The 24,423-nt window shown below is 46.3% G+C and carries 17 protein-coding genes, 1 tRNA gene and 1 pseudogene; 12 read left to right on the top strand and 7 right to left on the bottom strand.

Annotated features, from left to right (window positions below; translation table 11 throughout):
* Nucleotides 1-133: 133 nt before the first annotated feature.
* The 3 genes from OGX94_RS11625 to OGX94_RS11615 all read right to left on the bottom strand — a co-directional run bounded on the left by OGX94_RS11625 (nt 134) and on the right by OGX94_RS11615 (nt 3,001).
* On the bottom strand, nt 134-937 hold the full coding sequence (locus OGX94_RS11625) for a hypothetical protein (RefSeq protein WP_286569285.1): 804 nt from the start codon (nt 935-937) through the stop codon (nt 134-136).
* Between the two features lie 19 nt (nt 938-956).
* Complete coding sequence (locus tag OGX94_RS11620; protein ID WP_137468324.1) at nt 957-1,391, bottom strand: hypothetical protein; 435 nt, start codon at nt 1,389-1,391, stop codon at nt 957-959.
* Between the two features lie 308 nt (nt 1,392-1,699).
* A complete protein-coding gene (locus OGX94_RS11615) occupies nt 1,700-3,001 on the bottom strand; it encodes a hypothetical protein (RefSeq protein WP_286569283.1) in 1,302 nt (433 codons plus the stop codon).
* Nucleotides 3,002-3,386: 385 nt separating this feature from the next.
* Here OGX94_RS11615 and OGX94_RS11610 point away from each other — a divergent pair, with 385 nt between their 5' ends.
* The 3 genes from OGX94_RS11610 to OGX94_RS11600 all read left to right on the top strand — a co-directional run bounded on the left by OGX94_RS11610 (nt 3,387) and on the right by OGX94_RS11600 (nt 5,380).
* Nucleotides 3,387-3,593, top strand: a complete 207-nt coding sequence (locus OGX94_RS11610) for a helix-turn-helix transcriptional regulator (protein ID WP_104445995.1) — start codon at nt 3,387-3,389, stop codon at nt 3,591-3,593.
* A 249-nt stretch (nt 3,594-3,842) separates the two neighbouring features.
* Nucleotides 3,843-4,886, top strand: coding sequence for a YagK/YfjJ domain-containing protein (locus OGX94_RS11605; protein WP_286569280.1), 1,044 nt, complete (start codon nt 3,843-3,845; stop codon nt 4,884-4,886).
* A gap of 83 nt (nt 4,887-4,969) precedes the next feature.
* Nucleotides 4,970-5,380 carry a hypothetical protein gene (locus OGX94_RS11600; protein WP_286569278.1) on the top strand — a complete coding sequence of 137 codons (411 nt, stop codon included), beginning with the start codon at nt 4,970-4,972 and terminating at the stop codon, nt 5,378-5,380.
* A 49-nt stretch (nt 5,381-5,429) separates the two neighbouring features.
* On the opposite strand, the gene OGX94_RS11595 is transcribed toward OGX94_RS11600, so the two are convergent.
* Entirely contained in the window at nt 5,430-6,413 is a 984-nt protein-coding gene (locus tag OGX94_RS11595) for a toll/interleukin-1 receptor domain-containing protein (RefSeq protein ID WP_286569276.1), read from the bottom strand.
* A gap of 225 nt (nt 6,414-6,638) precedes the next feature.
* Between OGX94_RS11595 and OGX94_RS11590 the strand changes: the two genes are divergently transcribed.
* Genes OGX94_RS11590 through OGX94_RS11580 form a run of 3 tightly spaced genes read left to right on the top strand, consistent with a single transcriptional unit; the run spans nt 6,639 to nt 12,901 of the window.
* The gene (locus OGX94_RS11590) at nt 6,639-10,052 is read left to right on the top strand and encodes a DEAD/DEAH box helicase family protein (RefSeq protein ID WP_286569274.1); all 3,414 of its coding nucleotides are present in this window, start codon (nt 6,639-6,641) and stop codon (nt 10,050-10,052) included.
* A gap of 60 nt (nt 10,053-10,112) precedes the next feature.
* Nucleotides 10,113-11,747 (top strand): type I restriction-modification system subunit M, encoded by a 1,635-nt coding sequence (locus OGX94_RS11585; RefSeq protein ID WP_286569272.1) that lies wholly within the window; start codon nt 10,113-10,115, stop codon nt 11,745-11,747.
* Nucleotides 11,744-12,901 (top strand): restriction endonuclease subunit S, encoded by a 1,158-nt coding sequence (locus tag OGX94_RS11580; protein WP_286569270.1) that lies wholly within the window; start codon nt 11,744-11,746, stop codon nt 12,899-12,901. Before OGX94_RS11585 ends, OGX94_RS11580 begins: the two co-directional genes overlap by 4 nt.
* Nucleotides 12,902-12,960: 59 nt before the next feature.
* Here OGX94_RS11580 and OGX94_RS11575 read toward each other — a convergent pair whose 3' ends face one another.
* Nucleotides 12,961-14,550 (bottom strand): SIR2 family protein, encoded by a 1,590-nt coding sequence (locus OGX94_RS11575; protein WP_286569268.1) that lies wholly within the window; start codon nt 14,548-14,550, stop codon nt 12,961-12,963.
* Nucleotides 14,551-14,770: 220 nt separating this feature from the next.
* Here OGX94_RS11575 and OGX94_RS11570 point away from each other — a divergent pair, with 220 nt between their 5' ends.
* The gene (locus OGX94_RS11570) at nt 14,771-15,736 is read left to right on the top strand and encodes a 5'-nucleotidase (protein WP_286569267.1); all 966 of its coding nucleotides are present in this window, start codon (nt 14,771-14,773) and stop codon (nt 15,734-15,736) included.
* Nucleotides 15,737-15,784: 48 nt separating this feature from the next.
* Here OGX94_RS11570 and OGX94_RS11565 read toward each other — a convergent pair whose 3' ends face one another.
* Both OGX94_RS11565 and OGX94_RS11560 read right to left on the bottom strand, forming a co-directional pair.
* Complete coding sequence (locus OGX94_RS11565) at nt 15,785-16,999, bottom strand: tyrosine-type recombinase/integrase (RefSeq protein WP_286569304.1); 1,215 nt, start codon at nt 16,997-16,999, stop codon at nt 15,785-15,787.
* A gap of 298 nt (nt 17,000-17,297) precedes the next feature.
* Nucleotides 17,298-17,392, bottom strand: a tRNA-Sec gene (locus OGX94_RS11560).
* 290 nt (nt 17,393-17,682) lie between these two features.
* Here OGX94_RS11560 and OGX94_RS11555 point away from each other — a divergent pair.
* From OGX94_RS11555 to OGX94_RS11535, 5 genes and pseudogenes are all read left to right on the top strand, one after another.
* On the top strand, nt 17,683-19,065 hold the full coding sequence (locus tag OGX94_RS11555; RefSeq protein WP_257662172.1) for a glycoside-pentoside-hexuronide family transporter: 1,383 nt from the start codon (nt 17,683-17,685) through the stop codon (nt 19,063-19,065).
* A 10-nt stretch (nt 19,066-19,075) separates the two neighbouring features.
* Nucleotides 19,076-21,395, top strand: a pseudogene (yicI, locus tag OGX94_RS11550) (alpha-xylosidase).
* 456 nt (nt 21,396-21,851) lie between these two features.
* Nucleotides 21,852-23,405, top strand: a complete 1,554-nt coding sequence (locus OGX94_RS11545) for a BglG family transcription antiterminator (protein WP_257662173.1) — start codon at nt 21,852-21,854, stop codon at nt 23,403-23,405.
* Between the two features lie 26 nt (nt 23,406-23,431).
* Nucleotides 23,432-23,902: a PTS sugar transporter subunit IIA gene (locus OGX94_RS11540; protein WP_063941167.1), complete on the top strand. Its 471-nt coding sequence runs from the start codon at nt 23,432-23,434 to the stop codon at nt 23,900-23,902.
* Between the two features lie 19 nt (nt 23,903-23,921).
* Complete coding sequence (locus OGX94_RS11535) at nt 23,922-24,242, top strand: PTS fructose transporter subunit IIB (protein ID WP_003827230.1); 321 nt, start codon at nt 23,922-23,924, stop codon at nt 24,240-24,242.
* Nucleotides 24,243-24,423 lie beyond the last annotated feature (181 nt).

Genomic DNA, 24,423 nt, shown 5'->3' with positions numbered 1-24,423 from the left:
GTGACCGAATGGCTTCGCATCAACGTAACCCCCATTACGCACAGGACAAGTTGCCACGTACAATCAGGCCATGGGGGCTCATTACCCGGCATGTCCGTAACCACTTCGCTTTGACTATGCACGGAAAACACCTCTACTTGTAGCCATTAGGGAGCCACTGGCCCTGTTTGCGAATATCAGTAATAATGCCCCCCTCTTTGACCGAAATGGTACGCCAGCTTGGTTCTTTGCTGGATGCATTCCCATAGGTATACCCGACAGTCATTGTCAGGTTTTCGCCTGAAGTTGTGGTGAGATCAGCCTCATACTTAGCTTCGGTATTTTGTTTGCGAATAAAACGCACGGTGTTGATTGCAGAACAGCGAATACTGCTTTTCGCATATTCAAAGGAATTGTTAGCCATTTGGCATCCGTCGTTTTTAATTTCATCCGTCAGGTTTGCAGAAGCATTAAAGTTCTTAGGTGCAGGGGCAAATTTAGCCATGTCGTTTCGCATAGTCGGTGGATCTGTTTGAAAAACAAGATAAACAGGACAATCTGATTTGCCTACTTCACACGCTTTTGCCACGTAATCACGTACTGGCCATCCAGCATTACCGAAATATTCCGCACCACTTTCATCTTTGCATTGTGACCAGGTAGCTTTTTTCCCCATCATAATGCCGTCTACCAGCACACAGGTGACGGCTTTTACAGGCTTACCATCCCACCGGACTGCATCAAAAGGCTGAATGCCTGTATGGTTCACGTCAAGCGTGTAGGCCTGTGGATTCCTGGCTAGTCGATCATTCGCCTGTTTTAGCTGGCTACTGCCTTCTTGGGTCAGGAAAAATGTATAACGTTCGGGATGTATATCTCCGTGAATTGTCAATGCAGAAGATATAGATGGAATAAGCAGAGCGACTGAACTGAGCGATAAAACAATTAATTTATGCATTATATTCCCCTTTGATTAATTAGTGATTAATACAGTCTTGCCATGAGGTATCGGCCAGCGCTTCATTCAGCCCTTTAGCACTGAATTTTTTAGAGATAGCTGAATTCATAGAGGTGATTTTTATTACGTCTTTTTCACTTGTTGCTTTTAGTGCAGTAAAGGCCGTTTCATCCAGAGAATGATTTGTACCGTTAACGCTGATGCCCGGTTCTGCAAGTCCTGTCAGGGAAGAAACGCGGTAGTCTTCTGCGGGAACGCTATAAGCAACAGCTAACTTTCCGCTTGTACAGATTAGTGTGAGCACTTCACCTGAGTTGTTTTGGGTATTGATTTCAAACTCCATCGCACTGATGTTACCGAACCAGTTCCCCCATTGCTGGTCCTGGATAACGGCGTGTGCAGTGGTACTGAATAAAGCAGCGCTGAAAAGCAAGGTAGAGGTAGTCTTCAACATAGTTGTTCCTTTGTGAGTGTTTTATAAACGAAAAATGGTCTTCAGCTGGACAAAAGTCCATCTGATCGTATGCATTTGAGAGGGGATGAGATAATCGTTAATACAGATCGGTTTTAAGAAATCGATCGGTATTATCTATGGTGATACCGATCGATAATTAGAAATCAATAGAATTTATCTATCATTTATTTGATATCGATCGGCACAACAGATCGGTGTATTGAGGCACAACAGCATACTTAGCTGTTGTGCCTCAATAAGATGATATAGGCATGAAAAATAATAGGATGCTGACAGAGAGAATATGCTTACTTGATGTTTTTCTTATCCTTGATTTTACTCGCCGTTTTCACTATTGCGTCAAAACTGTCACTTACCATGCTTATCATCTGGTATGGAAAAGTATTTTTCAGGGAGGAAGGCTGCAAATATTTAATTACTATTCCACGGGGATTTATACCTTTTGGGCTACTCCCTGGTTGAGTTGGCTTCATAACTTTAACATTCTCATTTTTATAATTTTGATATGCTTCACCTGGTTCCACAATGCTCCCTATGTCATGTTCACTGTGCAGAGGCTGTGCTAAATCAGGGTTGAATTGATGAGTATTATTCTCAGACAAGAAATCCTTATAACCGTCCAGCCCTGGTCCCGAAGTTACAGATTTTGCTACACCATTTTCTTTTTCAGTTCCGTAGCGTTTTGATAACTTATTCTTTTTAGATGCAGCTGAAAGCCTGTACTTATGTAGTCCCCATGCTTTTTTGAATCGCTGAATAAATAAATCATCTTTTACGAATTTAAAAATATATGAAAATTTTACAGCCATGTATTTCTCATAAGCACCTGAGGGTCTTAATGCGGAAAGCATGTTACTGTTAGTTTCAGATGGAACATTTAAATAATCAGAATATGTGCCATCCGGATTTTTTCTTTTACCACGCATGTTACTCCTGTCTTTTTGTATGTATTCCCAAGCCCAATCACATTTCTTTTTCTCTTTTGGAGTCAATGGAAAGTTATTACTTAAATAATAAAGATCGTCCCATTTATTTCGAATGCGATGCATCAAATTGAGTTTGTTTCTCAGAGTGGTAGGTGCGCGATCAAAAAAATCCTCAATTGCAACCATTCGTTCTTTATTATCCACAGGATAGGGATTTATCAGTAATCTCTTATACAAAAAGTCATGTCTGGCAGCAGTGTAATCAGTATTTCTTATTTTCCCGGCAATCTCAGGAATAAGTTGTAACTCACTGTTTGAGTCATGAACCATAGTTTTTATATACAACCATAAAAAATAGCATGCATCAGGAGATTTTTTTATCCATGAAAACTCAGTAGGGGGTAATTGAAGTGATTTAAAGTAATTAAAAGATGTGGAGTAAATCCCCTTAACAATTTTATCCTTGATCAGTAAGAGGGCTTGATTAACAGCACTTGATGCGATTTCAACATTACTTCCAAATATATCACCTTCATTATAAACGCTTTTTGACGATCCTAACGTGCTAATAAGAACCGCAATATCTTTAGCGGAGAGATACCAAAGAAACAATCTGAGATCTCTTTTGTTCTTTATATTGACATAGTGAAGTGAGCTTTCCACAAATCCTTTCCTGTAAAGCACTAGAGCTTAGTTTCTGGTCAGTATACGACTCGTGATTTCAGTAGTCAAAAAAGTAGAAAAATAATAGTTAAAAATGTAGTAGTTAAACAGCGCGAATCCAGCATTATAACTGACCTTAACAAGGTGTTTCACTAATGAAAAAATCATAAAACCACACTAGTTCGCACCATCAAAGTGGTACTCAACGGATAGTGTAAAGAATGCTGGTTTGACGGCAGGTAACAGACAGGATGTATCAATTAAAAAAACAGACGTATATGCAGAAGCAACACATAGACAGAAAAATGTAAAACGATACATAAGCGACCTATGACATGAAAGGATGCCGCCCGGTGTCCTCCTGTTACATTCCCGGAGTCCTCTCATGAACACCATTGATATTCACAGCGACCAGATGGTTGATATGGCATTTATTGTTCGTTTTACTGGTATGACTGATAAATGGTTTTATAAATTAATTCAGGAAGGAAAGTTCCCGAAACCAATTAAAATGGGGCGCAGTTCTCGCTGGTTGGAAAGTGAAGTAGTCATGTGGTTTAAAGAGAAAATTAACGAATCCCGCATTGAGTAAACTTACTCTTTTATCCTAAAACAATAATCACTAACTTTATACATACCTTTTAGTCTATCAAGGCTTACGCTTCCTGGATAAATGCCTTATTTTAATTAAGGTTCTTATTTTATTGGTGTTATCATTATTCACCCATCAGACATACCACCAGTAAAGCAATAGGAATGTTCCTGTGTGTATAAGTACATTTTAATCCTTAAAGCCACAATCACTTCGATGTATTGTGGTTATATTACGAATGTGAAAAAGATGAGCGAAATAGAGGGTATCTTCCAGAACTGTGCTGAGATTCATAACGAAAAGAATTCAATAATAATGTCTGTAACAGACAACTGCATTAATATTGAAAAACTCCACCACACTTATGTGTTACTGAAAAAAATAATACGTAAAAAAAACTTCCCCTTTAGCATGTTGCTTAATAACTCAGGATACAAGCAAACCAGTCGAACTATTGATGTTTTGGAAGTTATGCATCTGCTTGACCAGATACCTGATATGTTCCTGCAATTTCGAAAACTTCATCCACTAATCACCCGTTTCCAGCAAACGCTAAGCCGGTACGACTTTTATTGCAGAGTTCATAACGGTGCCATCACCAGGGGTGATTCAACTAATACTGCCGTGATGCTGAATAAGCTGGTAAGTGAGTATCGTGACGAGGTGAATAAATCTGCTTTTAAACAAGAGCTCAGAAAATACCAAAGAAATTCAATGAAGAATCTGAAAGGGGTGATGAATTATATTCAACATCTTTTTACCCGGCATGCAAGACTGTTGGTAATACGTCTGGACCTGGCTTGGGGAAAAGCACATTCAGGCAGCATTACCCCTGAAATAGCGAAACAACAGCGTCAGCAATTGCTGCGTAACATGAAACGAAACCGGATATTCAGACACGTTTTGGGCACGGTATGGAAACTGGAATACGGGCCAGACAGAGGCTTCCATTACCACACCTTATTCTTCCTTGACGGCAATAAATCCCGCTGTGGGATCAATATCTGCGAGCAGTTTGGCAAATACTGGGTTTCGGCTATTACAGAAAGGAAAGGCACGTACTTCAACTGTAATGTCAGACCTGAACGTTATGAGAAATCTGGCGTCGGGATGGTTAAGTATGACGACATCCTGAAGCAGGAAGGGCTACAACGTGCTGTGAACTATCTAACCAAAATAGATACCTTTGCACGCCTGGCGTTACCTGGCAACGTGAGAACCTTTGGTCGGAGCGAAATTAAAACCTGCTTTCCGAAGAGCAAACGTGGCAGGAAACGCACTCAGCCATCGTAAACCCCTTCAAATCAAAAGATCCTTCACTACCGCATGATGCCTGTGTTTCTCGCAGGCATTTTTCATTCATCCCGGAGTTAATTATGTATAAACCTGTCTATGCGCCTTTTGCCGTTACGTATCATGGCGAATGGGTCGAACCGGAAACAGCGGCACAAGAAGATTACGATATTCTGTTCTGCGAATTCTGTAGGCTGAAAATCAGCGTTGTTATTGACGAACTTACCGGTATAAAAAGTTTTGTTCATACGCCACTGCGACTGGAGGCGACAATGCGACTTACAATATGCCCCTACAACAAAACTGCAAGCAAGTTCAGCGATGGGCAGAAAGCAGAGTACGGCCCCTTACCGCCAGTAAAACCCCGCCAACCTCCCCGCAATACAACGATACAAAACTGGCAGTGTTGCTGGTGCTATCTCTGTTGGAATGGTGAAAAAGTATGTCCGCAATGTGGTGAATGGATTTATACGCTTGAAGATAATCATTTATAAAAATGGACAAGGGGGGCGTTAAGAACTGCGGAATAACGCCCTGGCTATGCTAACGAGCGCGTTGTTTTATTGGCTCAAAAAACATATCCCATAGATGCTCAGCCATACCTTCGTTAGTGAGCAAAGTATCCCTTGAGTATCCAGCACTAAAGACTCCCATTGATGGGCGAAAACCAAGGTTCTGGCCGTTATTGTCAATGGTTAAAATTTCATTGTAAGCATTGCCAATTACGCCATCCTGGCTATAACCGATATCACCCATCCCCATATTTCGTCCGCTATTACGCCAGATTGCACATTGACCGGCTTTGCTCCCACTCATGTAGATCGCACAAGTGAAGGCGTCTGCGTCACGCTTATGAAAATCGATATCTAATCCAGCATGGCGTTTTTTGAGTTCAGCCAGCGATCCTTCAAAATAACGGGCGACATATCCAAAACCAGCACGGCAGGCACGATCCTTATCAAGATCGGTAAAACGTTTTGGCAGTGAAAGATTACTGGAACGTGGTGTAAAAACGGTATCCGTTGCCTGAAGTATTGGGTTTACTGACGCAGGAGAAGAAACATAAGCACTCTGCTGTGGGTTCCTCGCTTCCAAATTGGCAATAGCGCGGGAAACGGCATCGACAACTTGAACGTAGCCTTCATCATGGCTGGCAAATTTATCAATTGGCTTACCGTCTACCGTTGCAGCCAGAATACGGCCAAACGGTAACATCTTCCACGCGCATTCTCTCAAGATCACCGGAATGACCACAGCCTCGCCCCGGTTATGTCGCTCCAGAGCGTTGGTCATTTCTACCTGATAGCAATAATCAGAAGCGATAAAATCACTGCTAATCAGCAACAGGATGATATCTGCCTGCGAAAAGTAGAGGTCTATTTGGTTCTCAAACTCTTGCCCTGGAATGATACAGCGATCGTGCCATGTGGTGATCTTGCCCATGCGCTTCAGAGGCGACAGATGCTTCTCAAGCTCATTGCGTAGCGCTTCGTCTGCATGAGAATAGGAAAAAACGAGAGTGGTCATATTGGTGAAATACTCCTGAACCGATACCGGCTGAAAGGCTATTCTGAACCCGGAGTATAGAAAAATCACGCTTATCGGTTGTAATGAATAGATGCTTGATCTACTTAAAGTTGTTATGTCAGCTTATTCATAGCCACCTATGCCATCCGGCTCACTTCGTCAGCCAAATTAGTGTGATATCCTTTCCAGAATTCCTGTTGTATCCACGACATAAGGCGATGATTGATGGAGCAGTCTCTCAATTTTGAAATGTTGCGCAGCCAGTGGCCGGAACTGGCGGAACTCGCGTATATGGCAGAACGCTATGTCCATTCTGACCCGGAAAGCTGTCTGGTGAAGCTACGTAACTACACTGAATTGATGGTGCGCTGGTTATATCGTCAGGAGCGGTTGCCGGAAGGCATCAAGGCAAATCTGTACGATTTAATGAATGCCGATGTGTTTACCAGCATGATGCCGGAAGCCATCACCATGAAAATGGATGCATTGCGTATCCACGGCAACCGTGCCGCGCACGGCGGGCGAATCAAAGCCAAGGATACCTACTGGCTGCTCAAGGAAGCGTACCTGTTAGGCATCTGGCTATACGTTCGCTATGCCAATGGCAACGTTGACGATTGCCCTAAATTTACCCTTCCTCCTCTGACGCCATCTTCTGCGAGTTCCGATAAAAAACACCTGGAAGAAGCAATACAGGCACAAATCGAAAGCCGCGATCGTGAACTGGCGCTTCAACGCGCACTACAGCAGGAGCAGGAAAAGGCCGAACTGCTCACCCAGCGCCTGGATGAAGCCAGAGCGCGTAACCAGCATGTTGCCGATATCCTCTCTATTGATGAAGCGGAAACCCGTCGCCGCCTGATTGACTCACGCTTACTTGCTGCTGACTGGAATGTAGGGGAAGAGCTAAAAAACACCGATCAGGTTACACAGGAACACCCTGTTAAAGGACAGCCTACCGCAACCGGTGACGGTTATGCGGATTATGTGTTGTGGGACGAAGCGCATAAGCCGCTGGCGGTGGTGGAAGCCAAAAAAACCAGCGTCAATGCCGAGCAGGGGCGAATTCAGGCCCGGCTGTATGCCGACTGGCTGGAGAAGGAATATGGTCAGCGTCCGGTCATCTTCTACACCAACGGCTACGATATCTGGCTGTGGGACGACCATAAAACTCATGGTTATCCTCCGCGTCGGGTATTTGGCTTCTACAGCAAGGAAAGCCTGCAATATCTTATTCAGCAGCGAGAAACCCGTCTGCCACTGAACAGTGTGCCGCACGTAAAAGACAACGAAGGTAAGGCAGTTGCCGGACGTTTGTATCAGCTTGAAACCATTGCCCGCGTCAGCGAACGGTTTACTAACAAGTACCGACAATCGTTAATTGTTCAGGCCACTGGTACAGGTAAAACCCGCGTGGCAATTGCGCTAAGCAAACTGATGATTGATGCCCGTTGGGTAAAACGCGTCCTGTTTCTTTGTGACCGCAAAGAGCTACGTAAACAGGCGGCGAATGCCTTCAATCAGTTCACCAATGAGCCGCTGTATGTGGTCGGGAAATCGAAGAAAGCAGACAGACAGAAAGCCAGGATCTACATCGCTACCTATCCTGGCATGATGAAAATTATGGACCATTTCGACGTCGGTTATTTCGATCTGATAATCGCCGATGAATCCCACCGCTCGATCTACAACGTCTACGGCGATCTGTTTAAGTATTTTGATGCTCTCCAGATTGGCCTGACGGCCACGCCGATCGACATGGTGAGTAAAACCACTTTCGGCCTGTTTGGTTGTGAAGGACGTATACCTACCGCCAACTACAGCCTGGAAGATGCCATCGCTGATAACAATCTGGTGCCTTATGAAGTCGTCACACACACCACGGAATTCCTGCGCGAAGGCATCAAACGGGAGAAATTAAGCGACGCGCAAATCCGTGAGCTGGAAGAACAGGGTATCGATCCCAATACCCTGGAATTTGAAGGTAAATCGCTGGATGACGCGATTTACAACAAAGATACCAACCGCCATATTCTGCGTAATCTGATGGAAAATGGCCTGAAAGATGCAGATGGGCAGCTTCCCGGTAAGACCATCATTTTCGCCCGAAACCACAAACACGCGCTGCTGTTGAATGAATTGTTCGACGACATGTACCCGCAGTTTGCCGGACGCTTCTGCCAGGTCATCGACAACTACGATCCCCGCGCCGAGCAACTGATTGACGATTTTAAAGGGCTGGATGAAAGCACCAACAAAGAGCTGACCATCGCTATCTCCGTTGACATGCTCGATACCGGTATTGATGTCCCGGAAATCGTGAATCTGGTCTTTGCCAAGCCGGTCAAATCGAAAGTGAAGTTCTGGCAGATGATTGGCCGTGGTACGCGTCTTTGCTCAGGGCTGTACGGCAACGATGAAAACGGCAAACCGCTGGATAAACAGAAATTCCGCATCTTCGATCACTGGGACAATTTTGAGTATCACGAGCTGCATACCGAAGAGGCCGAAGTCACAGCGACAAAATCACTGGCGCAAAAACGCTTCGAAGCGTGGGTGATGCTGGGGGCCGCTGCGCAGCGTAAGTTCGACAAACAGGCGGTGGATTTAGTCGCTCACCAGCTCCGCGAGCAGATCAACGCGCTGGATGAAAAGTCGATTGCTGTACAGGAAAAGTGGCAGAAAAAAGCGCAGTACAGCGATGAAAAAGTCCTGCGCCAGCTTTCCCCGAAAACGCAGCAGGATTTACTATCTGTCCTGGCCCCGCTGATGCAGTGGCTGGACGTGCGCGGGCAAAGCGACGCTATGCGTTTCGATATGGATATTCTGGCGGCGCAAACTGCACGTTATACCAACCCGGAAGAGCTGGATGTGCTCTGGCCGGTCATCATCGAGAAAGTGGAGCGTCTGCCGCCGCATCTGGCGCAGGTGCAACAGCAGGGACAGCGGATTAATCAGCTTCGTGATTTAGGCTGGTGGAAGCAGGCAAGTCTGGAAGAACTGGAAGATATCCGCATTCATCTGCGCGGCATCATGCACCTGATGGAAAAAGATGCGACGCCGAAATTTGGTTCGATACAGGTGGATATTACCGAAGACGCGAACCTGATTCAGACGGAAACCCGCAAAACCAACATCCGCTCGATTGATTTCAAACTCTATCGCCAGCAGGTTCAGGGAGCGCTGGAGCCGCTGTTCCAGCAAAATCCGGTGCTGAAGAAAATCCGCAACGGCGAGCCAGTCACGCAAAACGAGCTGGATGAACTGGCGAAGCTGGTGCTGATCCAGAATCCTAACGTTGATATCCGGGCACTGAAAGAGTTCTACCCGCAGGCAACCGCCAGCCTGGATAAACTGTTACGTACAATCATCGGGATGGACAGCGACGCGGTTGAAGTACGCTTTGCCCAATTCGCCGCTGACAACAGCTTGACCAGCCAGCAACTGCGCTTCCTGTTATTGCTAAAAAACCACATCCGCGATTACGGCACCATTGAAATGCGGCAGCTCTTTGAACAGCCGTTTACGCATATCCACAATGAAGGCGTTACCGGTGTGTTCCCGGATATAGAGCAGATCGTCCGGTTGCAAAAGATAGTCGAAGAGCTGGGTGTTGTGACCGACGCAGCGACGGTATAATACGCACATGACAAGCCCCGGCAGCGGGGCTTTTGTATTTATAACAGGGTATACGTAACAATGATCACCGGTGACTTAAAGAGTAAAATTGACGGCCTGTGGGAAGATTTCTGGGTGGGCGGCATCACTAACCCGCTGACTGTAATCGAACAGATCACCTACCTGATTTACTCCCGGATGCTGGATACCCAGGAACAACGCGACGAGAAGCGTAAGCAAATCGCGGGCGTTGATTTTAAACCACGCTTTGCGCCAGAACAGCAGGAGTTCCGCTTCAGCCACTACAGCAACCTCGGTTCGGATGAAATGATGGAAGTAGTGCGCGACGGCGTATTCCAGCATTTCCGTCAGCTCGGCCAGGCCGATGCGTCGAAGGTGACGCTGCTGGGCAACTTTATGAAAGATGCCCGTCTGGAGATCGTTAAGCCGTCATTGCTGACTAAAGCCGTGGAGGTGATCAAAAATCTTCCTCTGGATCGCGGTGACACCAAAGGCGATCTCTACGAATATCTGTTAAGCAAGCTTACCACTGCTGGGATCAACGGTCAGTTCCGCACGCCACGCCACATTATCCGCACGATGGTTGAGATGATGGAACCGAACCCCGCACGCGGCGAGACGATTTGCGATCCCGCCTGTGGCACCGGTGGTTTTCTCGCAACCAGCTATGAATATCTACTGGAAAAATACAGCTCGCTGGAATCCATTCATACCGAGATTGGCACCAACGAACGTGGCGAGCTGGAAGAGCAAAAAATCTTTACCGGCGATCTGCTGACGCCGTGGCGTAACCATGTGGATAACAACATGTTCCACGGTTACGACTTTGACACCACCATGCTGCGTATTGCTGCTATGAACCTGATTATGCACGGCGTAGAAGAGCCGGATATTCATTATCAGGACACCATGAGCCAGAGTTTCAGCACTAACTTCCCGCAGGCCAGCAAAAACGCCTTCAACCTGATTCTGGCAAACCCGCCGTTTACCGGTTCACTGGACGAGGAAGATATCGACTCCACGTTGTCGGCAATGGTGAAAACCAAAAAAACCGAACTGCTGTTCTTGGCGCGAATCCTGCAAATGCTGAAAGTGGGCGGTCGCAGCGCCACTATCGTGCCGCAGGGGGTGTTGTTTGGCTCCAGTAAGGCGCACCAGTCCCTGCGGAAAACGCTGGTGGAAGATAACCAACTGGAAGCAGTGATCAACCTGCCTTCCGGCGTATTTAAACCCTATGCCGGTGTGGCGACGGCGATCCTGATCTTCACCAAAGGCGGTCAGACGGATGAGGTTTGGTTCTACGACCTACAAAATGATGGCTACAGTCTGGACGACAAGCGTAACCCAGTAAAAGACAACGATTTGCCGCATTTGCTGGCAAGCTGGAAGCATTACCGGACTTTGCGTGGGCTACCAGTTGACAACTTTATGGGCGAGAAATTTTCCTCGTTGCTGAAGCAGCAATACCCGGAAGGGATTGATGCTGGTGCTGATTTCAAAGATCGCACGCAGGTGGCGTTTGTGGTGCCGAAGGAGGAGCTTGCTGCGCAGAAATACGATCTCTCTATCAACCGTTATAAAGAAGTTGTTTATCAGGCGGAGGAATATGAAGATCCGAAGGTGATACTGAAGCGACTGAAGGACTTGGAGAAAGAGATTCTGGCAGATTTGGATGAGCTGGAGGGGATGCTGTGAACTGGCCGATAGTGAAGTTAGGGGATGTATGTACTATTAATCCACGCCTACCCAAAAATATTGATCTTGAGCAGGAAGTTACTTTTCTTGCCATGGCTGCAGTGAGTGAGAAAGGCGAAATTTCATCACAAGAAATTCGCATTCTCCATGAGACAAAAAAAGGTTTTACTTATTTTGAGCGTGGTGATGTATTACTGGCAAAAATTACACCTTGCTTCGAAAATGGGAAAGCAACACTAACAAATAGTCTAAATACTCAAATTGGTTTTGGTTCTACAGAATTCCATGTCTTACGAGCAATTCCAGAGTTAATTCTGCCTGAATATATTTTCTATCTCATCTGGAATGAGAAATTCCGTATTGCTGCGGCAAAAGAAATGACCGGTAGCGCTGGGCAAAAAAGAGTCTCTGCAGATTACCTAAAAGAATATCAATTCTATCTACCATCAATATTTGAGCAAGAAAAAATTGTTTCGGCTTTAAATAAAGGATATAGCATTCATCGTAAGCGCCAACAAGCTATCAAACTGGCTGACGATTTTTTGCGCGCTACATTTTTGGATATGTTTGGCGATCCGGTGGTTAATAAGAAAAAATGGCCATTGAGAAAGTTAAATGATATATGTAACAATGTTATTGATTGTCCGCACTCTACTCCTGAATGGGTTGATAACGGCACTATTTGTATTCGTACATCAAATCTATCGAAAGGGGGCTGGGTATGGTCTGATAAGCGATTTGTGAGTAATGAAACTTATTTAGAACGAACGAAAAGGAGTGTTGTAGATGAAGGAGATATTATACTTAGTCGTGAAGGAACTGTTGGTGTTGCAGCTATTGTTCCTAAAAATTTAAAATTATGTATGGGGCAACGATTAGTCCAGCTTAAATTAGACAAAAATCAGGTAATCCCTGAATTCCTCTTATCCTTTTTACTTTATGAACTAGATCCTGTAAGAATATCAAGAGTAATGAGTGGTTCGACTTCAAAACATATTAATGTTAGTGAGTTAAAACAGTTGAATGTGATGCTTCCGTCAATGAAAGAACAAAAATTATTTGCGGAAATACGAAATAAAATAATCAACATATCTAACAAGTCTAATGCAGATAATTTGTTATTTGAAGCATTAAGTTCACAGCTAGTGTCTTAGTTTTAAAAATTTAATTAAAATTGATCCCTCTCGTAAAAATTTTTACGAGAGGATTGAAATTAAAATCTATTGCTGTTTTTTATAAAATCATAGAGACATACTAATTTACAGAAATTACTTGATAACACTTGAATACTCATTGCTTCATCAATATGTTTTTTCAGTATCTTTAGTAGCTCATCCATATCACGCTTGATTAAACCTGGTTCCATATATGGCATCATTCTTAAAAAAAATCCAAAATCATAAGTAAGATATAACTCATTGACACCCACTCTGACTTCAGGAACGCTTTCAGAGCGTCGTTTATCCCAGCCTTGAGACTGAAAACTTACTGGAGTGATATTTAATCGTGATAAAACGCCACCTGATAGTCCAGTTTCATTAATTACACTCCCATCTGGATTAATTAAATTAGCGTGGTTTAAGAAGTGAAAAATAGGAATGCGCGCATTGCCTTTGCATATATTTGGCAAGACATCATTAACAACACATTCCCAATCATAATGCCCATTTTCAAATACAACTTCACGGATGAGATCTACACGTTCTAGGCCAACCAATCCTTTTGCTGCCATCGATTCCGATTTTTTTACCATCGAAATAGCACCATACCCCACAACAAATTCCGTTGTACTGACCCCTTCTTCAATTTTCTCTGAATCCCTCACATATAATTTTCCTTTCGGATCATCAGTTAAAACCAATTCATAAAGTTCATCTTTTATCATTCGGAATAAATGCGCTGGAATCCTTTTTTTAGTTTCACTCAGCACTTCAAATATTTCTTTATAAGATGGTGCCTGAACATATTTTACTGGTATTTTTTTATGAATAACAGAGTCACTAATGTCAGCCTCTTCAAGTTCAGGTTTCCATTCAACGAACAATAATTTATTCTGTAAAAAATCCAAACTGGCATCAGGGAAACAGCTAACTATATCTTCCAATATTTCAGCTATATGTTCATCTGTTAAAGAGTAACCTAAGAAAATAACAGGCCTCTCTATAAACATAGTTAGTAATTTAGATGATAGGTAGGGGTTTTTCTTTCTATATTTATCATAGTCACTTGATGTTAAAATTAATGAGTTAGGCTCAGTGCAGCAACCATGTATTTTATATATTTCGGCAATGCCGTGGCTCCTGCCAGTAATCAATCCATCTTGGCCTATAAAGGTTGTAAATTTGGGGAAAAGGCTTTCTAGGAAAATATCCCAGTTTGTGGTGATAATCCCGTCAATATTTGCTTTCGAAAAAAGAGAAATTTCATTTTTTAATTCGTCATTATTTGTAATGTTTTTATGCGCACTTTCAATATACTTAGATATTGAGAGTTTCAAAGGAGATTGTTCATTAATGAAAAATTGTTCTTGTTCTTTTCCACTTAATGCTAATTTTCCTTCTTCAGTGTCCCACCATTTATCAGCGTATGGTGACACCAATAATTGGGCATATTCGGGCAAGTCACCATTAGCTTTTGTTTTAAGTTTTAAATGATTTTCACCTATCGCTTCAGCAAAATGTTTCAGAAGCTTTTGCCAGCAGGGCACGCCAAGGTAACGCCGAGACACTCCAGAGCCAACAAATAACACTGGGGATGCCTCAAACTGCTTAAAATGCTCTTCGAGTTTTTTCTTGAAATTCATATTGGTATTCCCTATCAAAAATCCTCAACTGAGACAACGGTAAGACATTGCGGTTGACATCTCCAGTGTATGATTAAAAATTTTTGTACTTTTAAAATTCATTTATCTGTTCTGGCAATTTGGCCCATTAGCTATAGCTCTGTGGCCAGTATCCACTACACAGTGCCTGCGTTATGATATGGTTGTTCAGTAATCTTGCCCCCTTACTCCAGGATAAACAATGCCTTTAGATTTAAGTAACACTTTAGTTATTGGCATCAGCGCGACTGCGCTTTTTGACATGAGTGAATCCGATTGCATGTTTCGCGAAACGTATGCGACTGATCCTGATAGCGCCATTGAAAAGTATCGAGCCTACATGCTTGAACACGAAAACCAACCTTTGCAGCCTGGAACAGGTTATCCCCTAGTCAAAGCGCTTTTGGGACTCAACCAACATCGCCAGCCGGATGATAAATCACCGCTGGTTGAGGTTGTTGTGATGTCGCGTAACAGCCCTGATACGGGTATCCGCGTTCTGAATACCATTCGCCATGACAGACTCGATATTACACGCTCAGCCTTTACGGCAGGCGAAACCGTTGCTGATTACCTGGATGCTTTTGATGTGGATCTGTTTTTAACGACCAACGTCGAGGACGCGCAAAAGGTCATTGATTCCCGGTTTTGCGCGGCAGCGATATTAAAAGATCCACCATCTGATGCCTCAGATATCCCGGAAGGGCAGGTACGTATCGCGTTTGATGGTGATGCAGTGCTTTTCTCTGATGAAAGTGAGTTAGTTTATAAAACTCAAGGGATGGCTGCTTTTCACGCCCTGGAGGATGCGCAGCAAGATATCCCGATGGCTGAAGGGCCGTATGCCACTTTGCTAAAAAAAATAGCCAAGCTTCAGGAACGATTGCCGACCCGCGTTGAGTATTCTCCTGTTCGTATTGCGCTGGTGACAGCCCGAAATAGCCCTTCCGAAATGCGCGTCATTAAAACGCTGAGAAGCTGGGGGGTGTATGTCGATGAAGCTTTTTTTCTTGGCGGTGTAGAGAAAACAAAAGTTCTGAAGGCGTTTAAACCGCACATTTTCTTCGACGACCAGGATGTGCATTTGGTTGCTGCCGCAAAGGTTGTTCCTTCCGGTAAAGTCCCTTATGCCAGTAATTCAGAGCTTTTTGAAAACGCAGCATCATGAAACTTTAAATAAATAGCCATCTTTACTGCTAGATGGCTATTTATTAATTTATGCCATCTTCCTAAATGCACCCTCTACCACACCCCCGCTTTTTCCCAGCTCACCAATGTAATCCGCATACCACTGCATCATTTCCCTACGCCCATCAAGATACTGAGCATGGTTATACGTTCCGCGAATTGCGTTCTTATCAACATGCGCGAGCTGCGTTTCAATCCACGCTGAGTTAAAGCCTTTCTCATGCAGAATGGTGCTCATCGTGTGGCGGAAGCCATGTCCCGTCAGTCTGCCTTTATACCCTAACAACTCAATGACCTGATTGATGCTTTCCTTGCTGATCGGCTTGCGAGGATCGTTCCTGCCGATAAACACCAGAGGGTGATGCTTTGATATCGGCTCAAGTTGCTTAAACAGCGCAATAACCTGCTCAGAGAGCGGCACAATATGAGGCCGTTTCATCTTCATCACTTCTGCCGGGATCTCCCATAGTTTTGTCTCAAAATCGATATCCTCCCAGCGAGCAAAACGCAGTTCTTGCGTGCGTACACCGGTTAACATAATGATCTGAGTAGCTGTCTTCGTGATAATACTGCCGGTATAACCCGCCAGATCGTTAAGGAAGTGAGGAAGTTCACTGGCTGTAAGGAAGGGGAAATGCACTCTTTTCGGTGTTGCTAACGCGCTGGCAAGATCGGGAGCGGGGTTGTAGTCGGCCCTACCTGTGACAATTGCATAGCGGAACACCTCACCACAGCGTTGGCGGACCTTGCGCATTTTCTCCAGTGCTCCGCGTTTCTCCATTTTACGCAGGGCTTCCAACAACTCCATTGGTTTGATTTCAGCAATAGGGCGCTTGCCGATGTAGGGAAAGATATCTTTTTCAAAGGTGTCGATGATTTCATCGCGGTAGCGCAGTGACCAGCGATCGGCTTTGGTTTGATGCCACTCGCGAACAACGGCCTCGAAAGTGTTTTTCAAAATCATTTGCTGGGCCACTTTCTCTTCTTTCTTTACCTCGCCCGGATCGCCTCCCGCAGCGAGAATTTTTCTGGCTTCGCTGCGTTTTTCGCGCGCGTCGGCCAGTGAAACATCGGGATAAACGCCAATAGAAAGCATCTTTTCTTTACCAGCAAATCGGTACTTCATTCGCCAGTATTTGGAACCATTAGCGTTAATTAGCAGATACATACCGCCGCCATCAGCCAGCTTATAGGGCTTTTCTTTTGGCTTCGCGGTTTTCACTTTAACATCGGTTAGCGCCATGACATCCTCCAGCTTTTGATGAATCCATCCTCTTGGGGATTTCCGCCAGTAACTAACCTTATACCCCCAACGCACCCCTTGTATAACAAAGATGTTGTTAAAACCCATTGTTATATATCACATTTTTACCATTATGGGGGTGCTGATATTCTAAGAGGAAAATGACACCCCCGAATACACCCCAAAAAACTGCTTGATGCAGGTTGAAGCTGGTTGACCTCAGGATACAAAGAAGGCTTGATATATAAGGGATTACAAGGGGTTTTGTTGACGTCGGGAGAGCTCAGAAGAGGCTAATTGGCGGAAGATCACAGGAGTCGAACCTGCCCGGGAACGCTGGCGTCCCCAACTGGATTTGAAGTCCAGCCACCTCACCGGAGATGACGATCTTCCGCGCCTCGATTGCTACATGGAGGCGGGGCGCATTATAGCTACTTCCTCGGGTTTCCACACCCCCTCACTCACTTTTTTAACTTCCCTTTCTCCTTACCATGACCCGTTTCAAATAAATCTCTACAAAATCAATCACTTACAATTAGACATATTTTTTGACGCTACTCCGATCACAGAAAACAAGAATCGTAATTTGATAACGAGATATCGGAATACCCGTGCTCACAGGGATGGTTTACAAGAACTGTAACCGGTATCAGTGCGTGTGAAAGTGCTAACAAGGATGCGTAATGAAAAGTGAGATTTTGTCCGTTAAAGAGAAGATTGGCTACGGCATGGGTGATGCCGCCAGCCACATCATCTTTGATAACGTTATGTTATATATGATGTTCTTCTATACCGATATTTTTGGTATCCCGGCCGGTTTTGTCGGCACGATGTTCTTACTGGCTCGCGCGCTGGATGCTATCTCAGACCCTTGCATGGGACTGCTCGCCGACCGCACCCGTTCGTGCTGGGGGAAATTCCGCCCGTGGGTGCTGTTTGGCGCTCTGCCATTTGGTCTGGTCTGTGTGCTCGCCTACAGCACGCCGGATCTCAGCCTGCACGGCAAAATGATTTATGCCGCAATCACCTACACGCTGCTGACCCTGCTTTATACCGTGGTGAATATTCCCTACTGCGCGCTGGGCGGTGTGATAACCAATGACCCAACGCAGCGTATCTCCCTGCAGTCATGGCGCTTTGTGCTGGCGACGGCGGGCGGCATGCTCTCCACCGTGCTGATGATGCCGCTGGTGAATCTGATTGGCGGTGAAGATAAAGCGCTGGGCTTCCAGGGCGGGATTGCCGTGCTCTCGGTTGTGGCGTTCCTGATGCTGGCGTTTTGCTTCTTTACTACCAAAGAACGTGTGGAAGCGCCGCCGAGCAGCAACTCAATGCGTGAGGACCTGCGCGACATCTGGCAAAACGACCAATGGCGCATCGTCGGCCTGCTGACCATCCTCAACATCCTGGCCGTCTGCGTACGCGGCGGGGCGATGATGTATTACGTCACCTGGATTCTGGGTACCCCGGAAGTGTTTGTCGCCTTCCTCACCACCTATTGCGTCGGCAATCTTATCGGCTCTGCGCTGGCAAAACCGCTGACCGACTGGAAATGCAAAGTCAGCGTCTTCTGGTGGACGAACGCCCTGCTAGCGGTCGTCAGTCTGGCAATGTTCTTCGTGCCGATGCATGCCAACCTCACCATGTTTGCCTTCATCTTCGTGATTGGCGTACTGCATCAGCTCGTGACGCCAATCCAGTGGGTGATGATGTCCGATACCGTTGATTACGGCGAGTGGTGTAACGGAAAACGTCTGACGGGGATCAGCTTCGCGGGCACGCTGTTCGTGCTGAAGCTGGGTCTGGCACTCGGCGGGGCGATGATCGGCTGGATGCTGGCGGGCGGCGGTTACGATGCCGCAGCGAAAACCCAGAACAGCGCCACCATTAGCATCATTATCGCATTGTTCACGATTGTCCCAGCTATTTGTTACCTGTTGAGTGCCGTGATTGCCAAACGCTTCTATACCCTGAAAACGCCGTATCTGACGGAAATCATGAGTCAGCTGGCTCACGGTGCGCACCGCAATCAGCAGGATTTTTCGACGAAAGAATTACAGAACTAAGGAACCAACGATGAAAATTAGCGACGGAAACTGGCTGACGCAGCCTGGCCTGAATTTAACTCACCCGATTCAGGTGTTCGAGGTCGAACAGCAGGGTAACGAGATGATTGTCTACGTTGCGCCGCGCGATGTGCGTGAACGTACCTGGCAACTGGATACTCCACTCTTCACCCTGCGCTTTTTCTCGCCGCAGGAAGGCGTGGTTGGGGTGCGTATGGAACACTTCCAGGGCGCGTTGGATAACGGTCCACACTATCCGCTGAACGTGCTGCAGGACGTCAATGTAAAGATACAAAACACCGCTGAATTTGCCGAACTGAAAAGCGGAAATTTGAGCGTGCGGGTCACTAAAGGTGAGTTCTGGTCGCTGGATTTCTTGCGTAACGGCGAACGTATTACCGGCAGCCAGCTGAAAAATAACGGCTACGTGCAGGACACCAACAGCGGGAAAAACTATATGTTTGAACGCCTGGATCTGGGCGTTGGCGAAACGGTGTACGGTCTGGGTGAGCGCTTTACTGCGCTGGTACGTAACGGCCAGACGGTGGAAACATGGAACCGCGATGGCGGCACCAGTACCGAGCAGTCTTACAAGAACATCCCGTTTTATCTCACCAACCGTGGTTACGGCGTGCTGGTAAACCATCCGCAGTGCGTGTCGTTTGAAATTGGCTCTGAGAAAGTGTCAAAAGTGCAGTTCAGCGTTGAAAGCGAGTATCTGGAATATTTCGTCATCGACGGCCCTACGCCGAAAGCGGTGCTGGATCGTTATACCCGCTTTACTGGTCGTCCGGCGCTGCCGCCAGCCTGGTCATTCGGTTTGTGGCTGACTACATCGTTCACCACTAATTACGATGAAGCGACGGTGAACAGTTTTATCGACGGGATGGCCGAGCGCAATCTGCCGCTGCACGTCTTCCATTTCGACTGCTTCTGGATGAAAGCCTTCCAGTGGTGCGACTTTGAGTGGGATCCGGTGACCTTCCCTGACCCGGAAGGCATGATCCGCCGCCTGAAAGAGAAAGGGCTGAAGGTCTGCGTATGGATAAACCCCTATATCGGCCAGAAATCCCCGCTGTTCAATGAACTGAAAGAGAAAGGTTATCTGCTCAAGCGCCCGGACGGCTCCCTGTGGCAATGGGATAAATGGCAGCCGGGCCTGGCGATTTATGACTTCACCAATCCTGAAGCCTGCGAGTGGTATGCCAACAAGCTGAAAGGTCTGGTGGATATCGGCGTTGACTGCTTCAAAACTGACTTTGGTGAACGCATTCCTACTGACGTGCAGTGGTTTGACGGTTCCGATCCGCAGAAAATGCACAACCATTATGCGTACATCTACAACGAACTGGTATGGAACGTGCTGAAAGAGACCGTCGGTGAAGAAGAGGCAGTGCTGTTCGCCCGTTCGGCCTCGGTCGGCGCGCAACAGTTCCCGGTGCACTGGGGCGGTGACTGCTATGCCAACTATGAATCAATGGCCGAAAGCCTGCGTGGCGGGTTGTCCATCGGCCTGTCCGGCTTTGGCTTCTGGAGTCACGATATTGGCGGCTTTGAGAATACCGCCCCTGCGCACGTCTACAAGCGCTGGTGTGCGTTTGGGCTGCTCTCCAGCCACAGCCGCCTGCACGGTAGTAAATCCTACCGTGTGCCATGGGCGTACGATGATGAATCCTGCGACGTGGTGCGCTACTTCACTGAGCAGAAATGCCGCATGATGCCGTACCTGTATCGCGAAGCGGCGCGCGCCAATGAACTCGGAACGCCGATGATGCGCGCAATGATGCTGGAGTTCCCGGACGATCCGGCATGTGATTATCTCGACCGCCAGTACATGCTGGGCGATAGCGTGATGGTTGCGCCGGTGTTTAGCGAGGCGGGTGATGTGCAGTTCTATCTGCCGGAAGGACGCTGGACGCATCTGTGGCGTAACGACGAGGTGGCGGGCAGCCGCTGGCATAAGCAGCAGCATGACTTCCTGAGTCTGCCGGTTTATGTGCGCGACAATACACCAGCTGGCGCTGGGCTGCAATAACCAGAAGCCGGATTACGCCTGGCACGAAGGGACGGCGTTCCAGCTGTTCCATCTGCAGGAGGGTCGGGAGGCGATTTGTGAAGTCCCGGCGGCTGACGGTTCGGTTATCTTCACGCTGAAAGCGACGCGCACGGGTAATACCATCACCGTGCAAGGAAGTGGCGAAGCGCGTAACTGGACGCTGTGTCTGCGTAATATTACGCAGGTTAGCGGCGTGAAGGGCGGCTCGTCTGTGGGCAGTGAGTGGGGAACGGTTGTCACGCCGGATGCGATTGTGCTGACGATTACCCTGTAAGTAAATCTCAACGTGGGCTGGATGGCGACGCAATGCGTTTTATCCGGCCCACGCTGCGAGCAGCATTCCAGATCTGAAAATCTAAAACATCCTGAATTAAATTTTTAACTCCCCATATTTGCGAGCGGTGTCACTCTGATTCCCACGAAAAATGTGATCTGCGCCGTAAATATCTCACTATTTCCTCTTTTTGTCTTATTTCTGTCCGGATTACTGGACACGATTTAGTATTGTTGGCGCATCGTAGTCCTCTTATATTTATCATCACGGATTACACGTGGAGCATAAATGCTTCTTTATAACCTAAATAATTCGAGTTGCAGGAAGGCGGCGACGCAGCGAATCCCCTGAACGTACATAAGTACGTGACTGGGGTGAGCGAGGAAAGCCAACGCACATGCAGCTTGAAGTATGACGGGTATAGATATTTAATCTGGTATGTAATAAGGGTAAATAATGCAAATGATTACCTCGCGACAAAACAGATTATTAAAATTTCTTCTGTCTAAGAAGGAATATGTCACGCTGCTGAAAATTGCCGAGTATTTATCTGTTTCAGAGAAAACTGTGCAGCGCGATCTGCGCTTACTGGAACCATGGTTATCAGAATGGAAAATAGCCATCGATAAACGTGCTGGTGCTGGGGTGATATTAAGTGCCGATAATATTACCGACATTTTATATATGGACCAGTTATTAGGAACGGAGGGTGATGATGCTGACGGCATGATGAATAATTCACGGCGAGTAAAGATAGCTTCACAATTATTAAGCGAAACGCCGCATGAAACGTCGATCAGTAAATTATCCGAACGTTATTTTATTAGTAGCGCATCGATTGTGAACGATTTGAAAGTAATTGAATCCTGGATTACCCCACTGGGCCTGTCGTTGATTCGCAGTCAGAGCGGCACGCACATCGAAGGTAGCGAGAGCGGTGTGCGCCAGGCGATGGCATCGCTGATTAACGGTGTGATTAACCATAATGAACCTGGTAACGTGGTTTATTCACGCCTTGACCCGGGCAGTTATAAAGCCTTAGTGCATTACTTTGGCGAAGAAGATGTTTTATTTGTCCAGACGTTATTACAGGAAATGGAGAACGACCTGTGCTGGTCGCTCGGCGAGCCTTATTACGTCAATATCTTTACCCATATTCTGATCATGATGTACCGCATCACGCGTGGCAATGCGCTTCCGAGAAAAGAAGAGAGCATCACTACCTGTGATGAGAACATATTTTCCATTGCCAGTCGCATGATTCAGCATATCGAAAAACGCATTGCCCACCCGCTGCCTGAAGACGAAGTCTGGTTTATATATCAATACATTATCTCCTCGGGTGTGGTGATTGAAGAGCATAATGACGTGAGTGTGATTGGCCATATGCACTCCAGCGACGAAGCGCGTTTGATTACCCATCGGTTGATTGCCACCTTCGCCGAGATGGTCGACAGCGATCTTAGCCAGGACACGGCGCTGTATGACGGATTGCTGATCCACATTAAGCCGCTGATTAACCGCCTGAACTACCAGATCCGCATTCGTAATCCGCTGCTGGAGGATATCAAAGGCGAGTTGCAGGACGTGTGGCGTCTGACCCAGTGTGCGGTAAATCGGGTGTTTAGCGGTTGGGGCGAGCGGGCCGTGTCGGAAGATGAAGTGGGATATTTAACCGTGCATTTTCAGGCCGCAATGGAGCGTCAGATAGCGCGTAAACGCGTACTACTGGTCTGTTCAACGGGTATCGGCACTTCTCACTTACTCAAAAGCCGTATTCTGCGCGCCTTTCCGGACTGGACTATCGTCGGCGTGGTGTCGGCAGGCAGCCTGCCCTCTGTACTGACGGACGATATTGAACTGGTGGTATCGACGATTAATTTACCCGCGGTTGCCATGCCGGTCGTGTATGTCACTGCCTTCTTCAATGATGCGGATATTAAGCGGGTAACAGAAACGGTTATTACGGAAAAATTACATCGGGCGACGTCGCTGGTCGTTGAAAATTAATGTCTGAACTCCATGAGGTATGATTGATGGACATCACGAAAATACTCAATACAAATCGCGTTATTTTGGACATGAAGGCTACAAGCAAAACGGAGGCTATTGAGGAACTGACGGATATTCTGCAAAAAGATGGAGCAATTAGCTGTCGCGAAACGTTTATTCAGGATGTCTGGCAACGTGAGTCAGAAGGCTCGACCGGCTTCGAAAACCATATTGCGATCCCGCACGGGAAATCCTCGGCGGTGGTCAATACCACGCTGGCGATTGGGCGTACCCGCCAGGAGATTCCCTGGGAAACCCTGGACGGCAGCAATGTACGGTGCATTATTCTGTTTGCCGTACGTCTTGAAGATCAAAACACCACCCATATTCGTCTGCTTTCGCAGGTTGCTGGCGCGTTGGCAGATGACGACATTATTGAACAACTATTAGTTGAAAGTAGTCCACAAAAAATTATTGAGCTTTTTAGCCAATATGCTGAATCCAATGTCTGCTAAATAAAATGTGGAGCATGTTATGAATATTGTTTGTGTTGCCGCCTGTACGGCGGGTATTGCGCACACCTATATTGCCCGTGAGAAGTTAATTAAAGGTGCCAAAGCGCTTGGTCATAATATAAAAGTTGAAACCCAGGGCACCATTGGCACAGAAAACGAACTGCTGACAGAAGATATTTCTGCGGCTGATGTCGTGATTCTTGCTGTCGATGTAAAAATAAAAGGGGAAGAGCGATTTTCAAACAAACGCATTGTGCGAGTAAAAACTGAAATCGTCATAAAGTCGCCCATTCAGTTTCTTGAAAAGGTCGAAAAATCATTAGTTAATAATAACCAGTAGCGATCCTCATTCTGGAGGGATTTCACATGAGTGAAAATAAAATTCCGCTATCTCAGGAAATAAAAAAACATTTATTAACGGGAATATCGTGGATGATCCCGTTAAGGAAGGTGCGAATAAGCAGGTCATTTCTTCCCAAGCTGACTCGCTGATTAAAATTTCGCGGATCTGGGCCGATTTT

The sequence above is a fragment of the Citrobacter sp. Cpo037 genome (assembly GCF_030332945.1).
In the GTDB taxonomy this organism is placed as follows: Bacteria; Pseudomonadota; Gammaproteobacteria; order Enterobacterales; family Enterobacteriaceae; genus Citrobacter; species Citrobacter portucalensis.
The sequence above is the reverse complement of the archived record's forward strand: the minus strand, read 5'-3'. Positions and strand labels throughout refer to the sequence as shown.